Genomic DNA, 13,089 nt, shown 5'->3' on the forward strand with positions numbered 1-13,089 from the left:
GGCGGGGCGGCGGTGTCGGCCTGCGCCGAGGACTGCTGCTGGGCGGAGCGGGCGGTGGACTGCGCCTGAGCGGCGGCCTCCGCCTCGGCCTGAGCCTGAGCGGCGGCCTCGTCGGCCTGGCGCTTCTGCTCGCCCGCGAGGTACTGGGTCTCGGCCTCGACCGAGGAGTCCTTCAGCAGCGCGAGCTGGGCGACCAGCTCCTGCGACTTCTCCTCCTGCGCCGAGAGCGACGCGCGGGCCGACTCGGCGGCGGCGTCGGCGTCCTTGCGGGCTGCGTCCGCCTCGTCCGAGAGCGCCTGGTGCTCGGTGACGGCGAGGTCGGCCTGGTCGCCGAGCGACTCCGCGTTCTGCTTGTCGGCGAGGGCGTCGGCGTAGACCTTCTGCGACTGCTCCGAGAGCTGCGACATCGCGCCGAGCTGGTAGAGCAGGTCGCCCGCGTCCTTGCCCTTGGCCACGAGGCTGGCGGAGAGGTCGCCACCGGCGGCGCGAGAGAGGTGCGCGGCCAGCAGGCCGGCGCGCATCTTCGAGGTCTGGGCCTTGGCGGAGGCGGTGGTCGCCTTCTCGTCGAGGTCGTCGACGGCCTTCGCAGCGGCGTCGAGCGCCTCCTTGGCCTGGCGCCAGGCCTCGGCCTTCTTCATCGCGGTGATCGACTTCTCGTCGACCGCGGTCTGCAGGCTCGCGATGAGGCCGGTGATCGAGTCGATCTCGGCCTGCTTGCTCGCCTCGTCCTTCTTGGCGTTCTGCACGTCGTCCCACGAGGGGTACTTCGCGTCGTCGGCGAGGGCCGGGGTGATGCCGAGGGACGCGGTGACCGCCGTGACCGCGAAGGCGGCGGAGATGACGAGCGGGAGGCGGCCCTTCCAGGCGCGCTCCCGGGGTGCCGGGGTGAAGGTGCGTGCGGTCGTCTGTGCGTCAGCCAAGGGTGACTCCTCGTTGGGCCATGAAAGGTTGGGCGTCGACGGCGGAGCCGTTGACGCGGGTCTCGAAGTGCAGGTGGCAGCCGGTGGAGGCGCCGGTCGAGCCGACGGCGGCGATCTGCTCGCCCGCCTGGACCTGCTGGCCGACGCGGACGTAGATCCCGCCGGACATGATGTGGGCGTAGCCGGTGCTGATGCCGCTGCCGTGGTCGATCAGAACCCAGTTGCCGTAGGTGCCGTTGGGGCCCGCGTAGGAGACGGTGCCGCTGTGCGCCGCGAAGATCGGGATGCCGCAGCCGCCCGCGAGGTCGGTGCCGCGGTGGTACGAGCCGGAGGATCCTCCGCCGGTCGAGATGCTGTCGCGCGGGCCGAAGGTGCCGGTGATGCGGCCCCCGGCGGGGCGGACCCAGCCGGAGTCGCTGACGGCGCTGGAGCCGCCGCCGCCCGAGGGGGCGACGTACCCGCCGCCACCGCCGCCGCTGCCGCCGCTGGACGCGGCCCGGGCGGCCTCGCGGCGCGCGGCCTCGGCCTGGGCGGCGGCCTGGCGGGCGGCCTCCTCCTCGGCGAGCTTCCGGAGGCGCTCGGCCTCGCGGGCGGCGACGCCCGCCTCGTACTCGGCCACGGTCTTCGACTCGGTGTCGCGGAGCGCGGCGAGCTGCTGCTCGAGCACGACGCTCTGCTCCTGCTGCTCGGCGAGCGCGGCCTCGGACGCCTCCTGGGCGGCGGTCGCCTCGGCCAGCTTCTGCTCGGCTGCGACGCGGAGGCGCTCGCGCTCCGCCTGCGCGACCTCGGCCTGGTCGGCGAGGGAGGACGCGGTGTTGCGGGCGGTGCTGGCCTGCTCGTAGATCGCGGAGGAGCGCTCGACCAGCTTGGTCATGCTCCCGATCTTCGACAGCAGCTGGTCGGCCTGGCCGGCCTTCTGGTCGAGGAAGATGTTGACGGACAGGTCGGTGCCGGTGCTGCGGTAGAGCTGCGCGGCGAGCAGGCCCGCCTGCTGCGAGGCCTTGTCGGCCTCCTCGGCGCTGGCGGCGGCCCGGTCCTCGAGCTTCTTCGACTGGTCCGAGGCCTCGTCGAACGCCTGCTGAGCGGCGAAGTGCTCGTCGCCGCGCTGCTGCGCGAGCTGCTGAGCGGAGGCGACCTCGCTCTGGAGGTCGCCGATCAGGGACGTGATCCGGTCGACCTGAGCGGCCGCGGCGGCGGTGTCGCCCTTCGCCGCCTCGACGTCGGCCCACGACGGGTACTCGACCGCCTGGGCGGGAGTGGCGACGAGCAGGCCTGCGACGAGCGCGACGACGGCGGAGGCCAGGGCAGCACCTCGGAGTCGCCCGAGTCGCGGCGCGCCGGGGAGGCGGGCGGGACGCGGACGGCGCAGGGAGTGGGGCATGGGACCTCGGGGATAGGGGGCCCTCCCTCCGCGGCGGTGCGGCTCCGGCGCGCGGGTGGGGGGAAGAGCGATTCCGCCCCACCCTAACCGCGGCCCTGCCCGATCTCCTAGACCCGGGTCAACCCCGGACGAGGTGCACGCCGCCTGCGGAACCGTCGATTTTGCATCCTGCGCCGCGGCCCCCTATGCTTGCGTGTCGGTAGTCATGGGGGGTCGGCCGCAGGGTCGCCCCGCGAGTCTCCGGCCCCATCGTTTAGTGGCCTAGGACACCGCCCTTTCACGGCGGCAGCACGGGTTCGAATCCCGTTGGGGTCACGGATGGGTCGGTACTACCAGCACCACCAGAAGTACCAGCACCACCGGAAAGTGCATCGGCTCGCGAGGGTCGGGGCGTGAAAATAGAACAGCCTCGAAGGCAGTATGCTTGTCTTCGCAACGAGGCCCTGTAGCGCAGTTGGTTAGCGTGCCGCCCTGTCACGGCGGAGGTCGCGGGTTCAAGTCCCGTCAGGGTCGCAAAGAGGCCCTTCCGAGAGGAAGGGCCTTTTTCAGGAGATCACCTCTCCAGCGACATCACGTCGCAACGGCTCTGTAGCTCAGTTGGTAGAGCGCACGACTGAAAATCGTGAGGTCACGGGATCGACGCCCGTCGGAGCCACTGGAACCCTCGCCTAGCTTCTACATGGCGGGGGTTTCTTCGTACCCGGAGGTCCCCGCCGCCGCGATCCACTACGTGCGTCCGTCCTGCCGATCCGGACCGCGCCGAGCAGTGACGGCAGCCCGGATCCCGTCCAGGCGGTCTGCGTAGGCTGGCCCGGCCATGCAACCCGACGCCTTCCCGCCGCCCGATCCCGCGACGCTCGCGCCCGACTCCGCTGCGACGACGTCGTGGCCGGCCGAGCCCCTCCCCTCGGTCCACGCGCCCTACTCCTCCCTCCTCTACCTGCCCGATCCTCGGGTCCGCTGGGGCCTGCCGACCGCCGTGCTCACGATCGTCGGGATCGTCCTGCCGCTGGCCGTGCTCATCCTGCTGTTCGGGTTCGGCGTGCTCCCCTACTCCGCCGGACTCGCCTTCGCGGGGGCGCTCGCGAGCTACCTCGTCGCGCTGATCGTCCCGTTCGCGGCGTCTCGGCTGCGCGGGCTGGGCACGATGGCGGCCGACTTCGGGCTGCGGTTCCGCTGGATCGACGTGCCCATCGGGATCGGGCTCGGCATCGCAGTGCGCGTCGTGATCCTGTTCGTGCTCGCCGCGTTCGCTCCGCTCCTCCAGGACGCGCAGGGGAACCTCGACATCGACCCCGATCCGCTGTGGTTCGTGCTGAGCTCGGTCCTCATCCCCGTCGTCGTCGCGCCGCTGGTCGAGGAGGTCCTCTGCCGCGGCGTCGTGATGCGCGCGGTGCGGAACCGGATGCTCCGGGGCTCGGCGGAGTCGGCGCCGCCCACCCGCGGCCGCCGCGTCTGGGCGATGGTGTTCAGCATCCTGGCGTCCACGGCGGTCTTCGCCCTGCTGCACGGGCACCAGATGGTGAACCCGGCGACGATCGTGACGCTCGGCGTGACGACGGTCACCGCGGGACTCGCGCACGGCTGGATCGCGACGATCACCGGGCGGCTCGGAGCGGCGATCGTCTCGCACGCGACGCTGAACGGCTCCGCGGTGCTGCTGCTGGCGCTGCTGCCGCTGCTGACTCCGTAGGGGGATCTCGAGAGGCCCGCTGCGCGGGGTGCTCGATCGGCAGGAGTCGGGGCGGCCCGATCGGGGGCGTGGGGCGGCGCGTCAGACGTCGTAGGTGCGCGCCCCGGGCAGCGGGCCGCGGACCTGGCGGTGGAGGCGCTCCATGTCGGCGTCGAGGGTGGCGGCGGTGCGGGCCGCGTCGGCGAGGCCGTCGAGGAGCTCCTGCGGGACCTGGCGGTCGTACTTGTAGTAGATCTTGTGCTCCAGGCTCGCCCAGAAGTCCATCGCGATGGTCCGGAACTGCACCTCGACGCAGACGTCGACCGATCCGCCGGAGAGGAACACGGGCACCTCGACGATCGCGTGCAGGCTCTTGTAGCCGTTCTCCTTCGGCTCGGCGATGTAGTCCTTCACCTCGAGCACCGTCACGTCGGACTGCGAGGTGAGCAGGTCGAAGACGCGGTAGACGTCCGAGACGAAGCTGCAGGTGATCCGCACGCCGGCGATGTCGGTGATCGCGTCGGCGATGCCCTCGAAGGTCGTCTCGCAGCCCTTGCGCTCGATCTTCTCGATCAGGCTGTCGGCCGACTTGAGCCGGCTCGTGACGTGCTCGATCGGGTTGTACTCCTGCAGCTCGCGGAACTCCTCCTGCAGGATCGACACCTTCGTGACGATCTCGTCCATCCCGAACTTGTACTGGAGCATGAAGCGCGCGAAGTCGTCGCGCAGGGCGCGGATCTCGGCGACGGTGGTGGCGTCGAGCGCTTCGGCGACGGCATCCGTCAGCGGAGGGACGGCGTGCGCGGGTTCGGGGATGCGGGATTCCACAGTCGGACACCCTACGCGCGGAGTCGTTCGAGACCGGTGGGAGGCGCCCGGCCTAGCCTGGGAGCGTGATCACCGAGCCCCGCCCGCTGCGCTTCTGCGCGTTCGTCATGAACACCGCCTCCCACATCCAGCACGGCCTCTGGCGCCACCCCGACGCCCGGCAGCACGAGTTCGACGACGTGCAGCTCTGGATCGACCTCGCCCGGACGCTGGAGCGCGGCCGCTTCGACGCGATGTTCTTCGCCGACGTGGCGGGGCTCTACGGTCCGGCGGACGGCGACTGGGACGTCAACGCCCGCGAGGGGCTGCAGCTGCCCAGCAACGACCCGTCCGTGCTGCTCTCGGCCCTGGCAGTGAGCACCGAGCACCTCGGCTTCGCGTTCACGAGCTCGGTGCTGCAGTCGCATCCGTTCGACTTCGCCCGGAAGGTCTCGACCCTCGACCACCTCTCGAAGGGGCGGATCGCCTGGAACATCGTCACCAGCGCCCTCGACGGCGCGGCCCGCAACTTCGGCTACGACCGGCTCGAGGAGCACGACGAGCGCTACGCCTGGGCGCAGGAGTACCTCGACGTGGTCTACAAGCTGTGGGAGGGCTCGTGGGACGACGGTGCGCTCCTGCGCGACAAGAGCGGCTCCTTCGCCGACCCGGCGCGCATCCACCGCATAGACCACGTCGGGAAGCGCTACCGCGTGCAGGGGCCGCACCTCTCGGCTCCGTCGCCCCAGCGCACGCCCGTGCTCTTCCAGGCCGGCTCCTCCCCCGCGGGTCGGCGCTTCGCCGCGCGGAACGCGGAGGCGCAGTTCGTGTTCTCGGGGTCGCCGGAGAAGACCCGCGAGCTGATCGAGGACACGCGGGCCCTCGCCGCGGCGGCCGGTCGCGGAGCGGGTGCGCCCTCCTTCTACCTGGGGCTCTCCTTCATCACCGGCGACACGGAGGAGGAGGCGCGCCGCGCTGAGCGCGAGATCGACGAGTACCTCTCCTCCGACGCCTTCCTCGTGCACTCGAACCTCGGCTTCGACCCGGCGACGGGCGAGAAGCTCGACCCCGACCTGCCGCTCTCGGCGATCGAGACCTACGCCGGCCAGAGCCACCTGCAGTGGATCCGCGACGCCTCCCCCGACCGCGAGCCGACCGTCCGCGACCTGGCCCGGCTCTCGGCGAAGCTGCGCGGACGGGTCGTCGGCACTCCCGAGCAGATCGCCGACCACCTGGCGGGCTGGCGCGACGCGGGGATCGACGGGATCAACGTCGTCAACTGGATCCTGCCCGGCAGCTACGAGGAGTTCGTCGACCGGGTGATGCCGGTGCTCCAGGAGCGGGGCCTCGCGCAGACCGAGTACGCCGAGGGGACGCTGCGCCGCAAGCTGTTCGGGACGGACGAGCTGCCGGCGACGCACCCGGCGCGGGCGTACCGTGGGGCGTTCGCGGGCTGAGCCCTCGCGGGCCGGGCTCTGCGCGTCCACTGCCCCTGCACCGGCTGCCCGCCCCGCCCCGCGCTCTCCGCCGAGCTGGGGACGCGAGGGCGGGCGCGGCTCCGTAGCGTCGAGGGATGATCCAGACCTGGGGAGTCCTGACCGCGCTGTACGGAGTCGTCGTGACGGCGGTCGCGGTGCTCGCGATCGTCCTGCTGGTGCTGCTGTGCCGCCTGGTGCTCGCCGCGCGCGAGAACCTGCAGACCTCGACGAGGCTGCGCGAGCTGCAGATCGAGCGGATGCTGCTCGAGGACGAGTAGCGGACGCGCGACGCCGGCCGCGATCAGGTCCTCGGCGAGGAGCAGTCGCGGCCGACGACGCGCGGTCCGGTCAGGGCAGAGCGGGTCGCGCCTCCGGGCGGGGCGCCCGCGGGATGAGCAGGCCGAGGGCGACGGCGACCAGCGCTCCGATCGCGCCGATCACGAACGTGGTCTCGAAGCCCTGCGAGCTCGGCAGCTGCACGTCGCCGACGGACACGGTCAGCTGCGCGAGCACGCCCGCGGTCACGGCGGAGGAGAGCGTCGTGCCGAGGGTGCGCATCAGCGAGTTCAGCCCGTTCGCGGCGGCGGTCTCCGAGGCGGGGACGGCGTGCATGATGAGCGTCGGCATCGCGGCGTAGGCGAGGCCCAGCCCGACGCCGATGAGGGCGTTGATCACCAGGATCTGCCACACCTCGCCGCCGAACGGGAGGATCAGCAGGTACGAGACCGCGATCAGCCCGGAGCCGGCGATCAGCACGAGCCGCGGCCCGGACTGCGCCGAGAGGCGGGCGGCGAGCGGGGACGTCGCCATCATCGCCAGGCCCGAGGGCGCGAGCACGAGGCTCGCCACGATCAGGCTCAGGCCGAAGCCGACGCCGGACGCGGTCGGCAGCTCGAGGCGCTGCGGCAGCGTGATCTGGGCGCCGAAGAACGCGAAGCCGACCGCCACCGAGGCGAGGTTGGTGAAGAGGACGGCGGGGCGGGCGGCCACCCGGAGGTCGACGAGCGGGCTCTCCTGCCGCAGCTCGTACCAGCCCCAGAGGAGCAGGACGGCGATGCCGCCGAGGCCGGAGCCGAGGATCGCGGGGCTCGTCCAGCCGGAGTCGTTGCCGCGCGAGACGGCGATCAGCACGCCGCTCAGTCCGAGGGCGAGGCCGATCGTGCCGACCACGTCGAAGGTGCCGGCCGAGCGCAGCGTCGACACCGGCACGACCAGGAGGACGAGGACGATGTCGAGGACGCCGAGGCCTGCGGACATCCAGAACAGGACGTGCCAGTCGGTGTTCTGCGCGATGAGGGCGCTGAGCGGCAGGCCGAGCGCGCCGCCGATGCCGAGGGTCGCGCTGACCAGGGCGATCGCGCCGGGGAGCCGGTCGCGGTGGAGGGTGTCGCGGAGGATCGAGATGCCGAGCGGGATGACGCCCATCACCGCGCCCTGGAGGGCCCGGCCCACGACCAGCGTCCACACGTCGCCCGCGAAGGCGCAGACGATCGAGCCGATCACGAGCACGACCAGCGCGGCCACGGCCATCCGCCGCTTGCCGTAGAGGTCGCCGAGGCGGCCCGAGACCGGGGTGAGGATGCAGGCGCTCAGCAGCGTCGCGGTGATCACCCACGCGGTCTCGGTGCGGTCGGCGCCGAGCAGCGTCGGCAGCTCGGACTGGATCGGGACGACCAGCGTCTGCATGAAGGAGGCGCTCATGCCCGCGAAGGCGAGGACGGCGGTGATGAGGCGCGGGTCCGGCGAGCGGGTCAGGGAGCGTCTGTCGGAGTCGGGCACGGCGGTCCTTCGTGTCGGCGGCGGACGCGCACCCGGACCGCGGCGGCGGGCGGGCCGTCGTCGGCGGGATCGTATCGCTCGGCTCTGCTTTCGACCGGCTCGGGTCTCAACAGCGCGGGCCGCCGCTTTGTTCCCTCCTCCTCCTTCCCGCGCGCGTCGGGCAGGACGAGGATGGGCGGATGATCGACATCGAGAGCTGGATCGCCGGCTACGAGAAGGCCTGGGCCACGGACGACGCGGCAGACGTGGCCGCACTGTTCACCGAGGACGCCGAGTACTTCACGGCGCCGCACCGCGACGCGATCACTCCGCGCGACGCGATCGTCGAGTGGTGGCGGGCGGAGGAGGAGCCCGCCGACCCGACGTTCGCGTGGGGCCTGGTCGCGCTGACGGAGGAGACCGCCGTGGTGGAGGCGCGCACCGTCTACCCGGGCGACCGCACCTACCTGAACCTCTGGGTCATCCGCTTCGCCCCCGACGGGCGGGCGCGCTCGTTCACCGAGTGGTACATGGAGGAGCCGGCCGACTCCGTGTCCTGACCCGCGCGGGTCCCCAGGTAGCGGCGAGGAGCCCTCAGCGGCGCCCGGTCAGAGCTGCGCGGCCGCGAAGGTGTCGCAGCTGGTGGCGTCGCCCTCGAAGCCGGCCTGGAACCAGCGCTGCCGCTGCTCGGCCGAGCCGTGCGTCCATCCCTCCGGATCGACGGTGCCGGTGGCCTGCTCCTGGATGCGGTCGTCGCCGACGGCGGCCGCGGCGCCGAGCGCGTCCTGGTACTCCTGCGCCGTCACCGGCTTGAGGTAGGGCGTGCCGGTCTCGTCGGGCACCGTCGAGGCGTCGCCCACCCAGGCTCCGGCGAAGCAGTCGGCCTGCAGCTCGAGGCGCACCGAGTCCGACTCGGGGCCGGTGCCGGAGCGGTCCGCCGACTCCATCGCGCCGGTCAGGTTCTGGATGTGGTGGCCCCACTCGTGGGCGAGGATGTACATCTGCGCGAGCGATCCGCCCGAGGTGTCGAACCGGGTGCGCAGCTCGTCGAAGAAGTCGGTGTCGAGGTAGATCGTCCGGTCCGGCGGGCAGTAGAACGGGCCGACCGCGGCGGTCGCGCTCCCGCAGCCGGTGGTGGTGCTGTCCTCGAACAGGTCGACGCCGGTCGGGGTCGTGTAGGCGACTCCGAGGGTGGGCGTCTGCTCGCCCCAGTAGCGGTCGAGCGACTCGGCCGCACCCTCGAGGCGGCAGTCGACCTGCGTGTTCGCGTCGGCGCCGCTGTCGCAGGCCACCGCGGTGGAGGTGACGCCCTCCGGCGAGGACCCGCCTCCGCCGAACACCTCGCCGAGGCCCGAGAGGTTCACGCCGAGCAGCTGCGAGAGCAGCGCGAGCACGACTACGCCCACCGCGCCCCCGCCGACGGCGATGCCGGTGGTGCGGCCGCGACGGCGGACCTTGCCGCCGCTGAGCTGGGAGTCGTCGTTGAAGGTCATGCCGACGAAGCTAGCGCTCCGCGGACGGGCTCCGCTCGGGCTTGCGGTCAGCCCCAGCGCGACTCGCTGGCCGAGCGGATGATCTCGAGCAGCGCCTCGCGCAGGGGGCCGTGCTCGAGCGAGCCCGGGAACATGTCGACCTCGAGGCGGTGCGCCCGGCGCCAGGCCTCGCCGCCCGCGTCGGTGAGCGCGACGAGCTGCCGGCGGCGGTCCGACGGATCCGTGGTGCGCGAGACGTGGCCCTCGCGCTCGAGGCGCTCGATGGTGCGCGACATGGTCTGCACCTCGACGTGGGCCGCGGCGGCCAGCTCCTTCTGCGCGACGGGACCCGCCTGCAGGAGGTGCAGCACGATCAGGCCGGCGTGGGTGAGGCCGATCTCGGCGAGAGCGCCGTGCCAGGCGTGCTCGACCATCCGGGAGGCGGTGGAGAGCAGCCGGCCGGTGGGCCAGTCCTCCATACCGGAGGCGTCGTCCGCGCGCATCTGATCAGGGTAGACCCGCTCCCGGGGCACGACGGCACCGGGCGCGGGACGCTCAGGCACGGGCGCCCGGGCATCCCGGCCGCGAGGCGCGGACCGCCCCGCGCGTCAGGACGCGAAGCGGTCCGTCGCCTCGATCAGCGCGTCGAGGATCCCCGGCTCGTCGAAGGCGTGGCCCGCGTCGGCGATCATCCGGAAGTCGGCCTCGGGCCAGGCCCGGTGCAGGTCCCAGGCGGTGAAGGCCGGGGTGCACATGTCGTAGCGGCCCTGCACGATGACGGCCGGGATGTCGCGGAGGACGCCGGCGTCGCGGATCAGCTGCCCCTCCTCCAGCCAGCCCCTGTGCACGAAGAAGTGGTTCTCGATGCGGGCGAAGGCGAGCGCGAAGACGGGATCGGACCAGTCCGCGATCAGCTCCGGCTTCTGCAGGAGGGTGATGGTCGACGCCTCCCAGGTGGTCCAGGCGACACCGGCGGGGCCGTGCACGGCGGGGTCCGCGTCGTGGAGCAGGCGGTAGTACGCCTCGATGAGGCTGCCCCGCTCGCCGGCCGGGACGACGGAGGTGTAGCCCTCCCAGAGGTCCGGGTAGACCGCGGCGGCGCCGCCCTCGTAGAACCACTCGAGCTCGGCGCGGCGGAGGGTGAAGATCCCGCGGAGGACGATCTCGCTGACCCGCTCGGGGTGGGTCTCGGCGTAGGCGAGGGCGAGGGTCGAGCCCCAGGAGCCGCCGAGCACGAGCCAGCGCTCGACGCCGAGGTGCTCGCGGAGGCGCTCGATGTCGGCGACCAGGTACCAGGTGGTGTTGGTCGAGAGGTCGGCCTCCGGCTCGCCGGCGTGCGGGGTCGAGCGGCCGCACATGCGCTGGTCGAACAGCACGATGCGGTACTTCTCGGGGTCGAACAGCCGGCGGTGGGCGGGCGAGGTGCCGGCTCCGGGGCCGCCGTGCAGGAACACGACGGGCTTGCCCTCGGGGTTGCCCGAGACCTCCCAGTAGAGCGAGTGGCCGTCGCCGACGTCGAGCATGCCGGAGTCGTGGGGCTCGATCTCGGGGTACAGAGTGCGCATGGCCCGCACCCTACCGACTGTCAGGGTCGCGGTCCGCGAGGCGGGCGGCCCGGCACCGGAGAGGGCGGGAGCGCCCGCGTCCACCCGGCGCACCCGCATCCCGCGGTCGTTACTGTGGAGCGGACCTGCACGCCCCCGTCGAAGGAGCCCCCATGCCCACCACTGTGCGCGGCGTCATCGCCCGGTCGAAGGGCGCTCCCGTGGAGCTCGTCGACATCGTCGTCCCCGACCCGGGCCCGGGCGAGGCCGTGGTCGACATCGAGACCTGCGGTGTCTGCCACACCGACTTCCACTACCGCGAGGGCGAGATCAGCGACGACTTCCCCTTCCTCCTCGGTCACGAGGCGGCCGGACGGGTCAGCGCGGTCGGAGAGGGAGTCACCCATGTCGCGGTCGGCGACTTCGTGGTCCTCAACTGGCGCGCGGTCTGCGGCGAGTGCCGGGCCTGCACCCGGGCCGAGCCCTGGTACTGCTTCGACACCTTCAACGCGACGCAGCGGATGACCCTGGAGGACGGCACCGAGCTCAGCCCCGCCCTCGGGATCGGCGCCTTCGCCGAGAAGACCCTCGTGCACGCGAAGCAGTGCACGAAGGTCGATCCGGAGGCGGACCCCGCCGCGGTGGGCCTGCTCGGCTGCGGGATCATGGCCGGCCTCGGTGCGGCGATGAACACCGGGAACGTGACGCGCGGCGACTCCGTCGCGGTCATCGGCTGCGGAGGAGTCGGCACGGCCGCCGTGGTCGGCGCCGCTCTCGCGGGCGCCGGCACGGTCATCGCGATCGACCGGGACCCCAAGAAGCTGGTCGCGGCCGAGAAGCTCGGCGCCACGCACGTCATCGACTCCAGCGGCCTCGACGAGGCGGGCGTCGTCGCCGCCGTGCAGGCCCTGACGAACGGCTTCGGAGCGGACGTCGTCATCGACGCCGTGGGCCGCCCCGAGACCTGGCGCCAGGCGTTCTACGCCCGCGATCTCGCCGGGACCGTGGTGCTGGTCGGGGTGCCGACTCCCGAGATGACGCTCGAGATCCCCCTGCTCGACGTCTTCGGCCGCGGCGGCTCGCTGAAGTCGAGCTGGTACGGCGACTGCCTGCCGGAGAGGGACTTCCCGATGCTGACCGGCCTCTACCTCCAGGGCCGCCTGCCCCTGGACGAGTTCGTGAGCGAGCGGATCGGGATCGAGGACATCGAGGAGGCCTTCGCCACGATGGCCGGCGGCGACGTGCTCCGCTCGGTGGTGGTGCTCTGATGGGCGCGCGGATCGAGCAGCTCGTCACGAGCGGCACCTTCAGCCTCGACGGCGGCACCTGGGACGTCGACAACAACGTCTGGATCGTCGGCGACGACTCCGAGTGCGTCGTCATCGACGCGGCCCATGACGCGGACGCGATCCTCGCGGCCGTCGGCGAGCGCCGGCTCCTCGCCGTGCTGCTGACCCACGGGCACGACGACCACCTCGACGCGGTCGAGGGAGTCCGCGCTGCGACCGGCGCCCCGGTGCTGCTCCACGAGGCCGACCGGATGCTGTGGGACGCCGTGCACCCCGGCACGGCCCCGAGCGGCGCCCTGGTCGACGGGCGGATCGTGCCCGTCGCCGGCGTCGAGCTCGAGGTGCGGCACACCCCGGGCCACACCCCCGGCGCCGTCTGCTTCGTCGCCGAGGCGCTCGGCACGGTGTTCACCGGCGACACGCTCTTCCAGGGCGGGCCGGGGGCCACCGGCCGCTCGTACAGCGACTTCCCGACGATCATCGACTCGATCACGGAGCGCCTGCTGACGCTGCCCGCCGCGACGGTGGTCCGGACCGGCCACGGCGACTCGACGACGATCGGAGCGGAGGCGCCGCACCGCGAGGAGTGGATCGCGCGCGGGCACTGACCGGGCGGGGCGGGGGCGGGGGCTGCCGGCCCTCCCGCTTCGGCGTTCTGCTCGCCCGGATGTCCGACGGGTGTGGGAGTTTCGCAACCGATGGTCGTGCTCCCTTGTTACCGTGAACAATCGCCGGTACCGTGCGAAGACCATACCGCTGGCGGGATCC

13 protein-coding genes and 3 tRNA genes are annotated in these 13,089 nt (G+C 72.5%); 9 read left to right on the top strand and 7 right to left on the bottom strand.

Going from position 1 to position 13,089, the window contains the following annotated elements:
* Nucleotides 1-920: NlpC/P60 family protein (locus C5C82_RS09455; protein WP_104354964.1), on the bottom strand; the 920-nt coding region annotated here is incomplete at its 3' end.
* Nucleotides 913-2,301, bottom strand: coding sequence for a peptidoglycan DD-metalloendopeptidase family protein (locus tag C5C82_RS18190; protein ID WP_104354965.1), 1,389 nt, complete (start codon nucleotides 2,299-2,301; stop codon nucleotides 913-915). The genes C5C82_RS09455 and C5C82_RS18190, both read right to left, overlap by 8 nt.
* A 242-nt stretch (nucleotides 2,302-2,543) precedes the next feature.
* Between C5C82_RS18190 and C5C82_RS09465 the strand changes: the two genes are divergently transcribed.
* The 4 genes from C5C82_RS09465 to C5C82_RS09480 all read left to right on the top strand — a co-directional run bounded on the left by C5C82_RS09465 (nucleotide 2,544) and on the right by C5C82_RS09480 (nucleotide 3,994).
* Nucleotides 2,544-2,616: transfer RNA gene (locus C5C82_RS09465), tRNA-Glu, on the top strand.
* A gap of 124 nt (nucleotides 2,617-2,740) precedes the next feature.
* A tRNA-Asp gene (locus C5C82_RS09470) sits at nucleotides 2,741-2,814 on the top strand.
* Between the two features lie 69 nt (nucleotides 2,815-2,883).
* Nucleotides 2,884-2,956: transfer RNA gene (locus C5C82_RS09475), tRNA-Phe, on the top strand.
* A gap of 162 nt (nucleotides 2,957-3,118) precedes the next feature.
* Nucleotides 3,119-3,994 carry a CPBP family intramembrane glutamic endopeptidase gene (locus tag C5C82_RS09480; protein ID WP_104224403.1) on the top strand — a complete coding sequence of 292 codons (876 nt, stop codon included), beginning with the start codon at nucleotides 3,119-3,121 and terminating at the stop codon, nucleotides 3,992-3,994.
* Between the two features lie 81 nt (nucleotides 3,995-4,075).
* Here C5C82_RS09480 and C5C82_RS09485 read toward each other — a convergent pair whose 3' ends face one another.
* Nucleotides 4,076-4,678, bottom strand: a complete 603-nt coding sequence (locus tag C5C82_RS09485; RefSeq protein ID WP_104234325.1) for a GTP pyrophosphokinase family protein — start codon at nucleotides 4,676-4,678, stop codon at nucleotides 4,076-4,078.
* Between the two features lie 230 nt (nucleotides 4,679-4,908).
* Between C5C82_RS09485 and C5C82_RS09490 the strand changes: the two genes are divergently transcribed.
* On the top strand, nucleotides 4,909-6,237 hold the full coding sequence (locus C5C82_RS09490; RefSeq protein ID WP_374953130.1) for an NtaA/DmoA family FMN-dependent monooxygenase: 1,329 nt from the start codon (nucleotides 4,909-4,911) through the stop codon (nucleotides 6,235-6,237).
* 116 nt (nucleotides 6,238-6,353) lie between these two features.
* Nucleotides 6,354-6,536 (top strand): hypothetical protein, encoded by a 183-nt coding sequence (locus tag C5C82_RS09495; RefSeq protein ID WP_104234313.1) that lies wholly within the window; start codon nucleotides 6,354-6,356, stop codon nucleotides 6,534-6,536.
* 70 nt (nucleotides 6,537-6,606) lie between these two features.
* Here the strand turns inward: C5C82_RS09495 and C5C82_RS09500 are convergent, their stop codons facing one another.
* Nucleotides 6,607-8,037, bottom strand: coding sequence for an MFS transporter (locus C5C82_RS09500; RefSeq protein ID WP_258059764.1), 1,431 nt, complete (start codon nucleotides 8,035-8,037; stop codon nucleotides 6,607-6,609).
* A gap of 179 nt (nucleotides 8,038-8,216) precedes the next feature.
* Here C5C82_RS09500 and C5C82_RS09505 point away from each other — a divergent pair, with 179 nt between their 5' ends.
* Nucleotides 8,217-8,576 (top strand): nuclear transport factor 2 family protein, encoded by a 360-nt coding sequence (locus C5C82_RS09505; protein ID WP_104234314.1) that lies wholly within the window; start codon nucleotides 8,217-8,219, stop codon nucleotides 8,574-8,576.
* 48 nt (nucleotides 8,577-8,624) lie between these two features.
* Here C5C82_RS09505 and C5C82_RS09510 read toward each other — a convergent pair whose 3' ends face one another.
* The 3 genes from C5C82_RS09510 to pip all read right to left on the bottom strand — a co-directional run bounded on the left by C5C82_RS09510 (nucleotide 8,625) and on the right by pip (nucleotide 11,053).
* Complete coding sequence (locus C5C82_RS09510; RefSeq protein ID WP_104224400.1) at nucleotides 8,625-9,509, bottom strand: neutral zinc metallopeptidase; 885 nt, start codon at nucleotides 9,507-9,509, stop codon at nucleotides 8,625-8,627.
* 47 nt (nucleotides 9,510-9,556) lie between these two features.
* The gene (locus C5C82_RS09515) at nucleotides 9,557-9,991 is read right to left on the bottom strand and encodes a MarR family winged helix-turn-helix transcriptional regulator (RefSeq protein ID WP_104224399.1); all 435 of its coding nucleotides are present in this window, start codon (nucleotides 9,989-9,991) and stop codon (nucleotides 9,557-9,559) included.
* A 105-nt stretch (nucleotides 9,992-10,096) separates the two neighbouring features.
* The gene (gene pip / locus C5C82_RS09520) at nucleotides 10,097-11,053 is read right to left on the bottom strand and encodes a prolyl aminopeptidase (RefSeq protein WP_104226020.1); all 957 of its coding nucleotides are present in this window, start codon (nucleotides 11,051-11,053) and stop codon (nucleotides 10,097-10,099) included.
* Nucleotides 11,054-11,205: 152 nt separating this feature from the next.
* Between pip and C5C82_RS09525 the strand changes: the two genes are divergently transcribed.
* On the top strand, nucleotides 11,206-12,300 hold the full coding sequence (locus tag C5C82_RS09525) for an S-(hydroxymethyl)mycothiol dehydrogenase (protein WP_104354966.1): 1,095 nt from the start codon (nucleotides 11,206-11,208) through the stop codon (nucleotides 12,298-12,300).
* On the top strand, nucleotides 12,300-12,929 hold the full coding sequence (locus C5C82_RS09530; RefSeq protein ID WP_104224396.1) for an MBL fold metallo-hydrolase: 630 nt from the start codon (nucleotides 12,300-12,302) through the stop codon (nucleotides 12,927-12,929). Before C5C82_RS09525 ends, C5C82_RS09530 begins: the two co-directional genes overlap by 1 nt.
* The last annotated feature ends 160 nt before the right edge of the window (nucleotides 12,930-13,089 follow it).

Origin of the sequence: Rathayibacter sp. AY1D5 (assembly GCF_002932515.1) — a bacterium.
Classification (GTDB): domain Bacteria; phylum Actinomycetota; class Actinomycetes; order Actinomycetales; family Microbacteriaceae; genus Rathayibacter.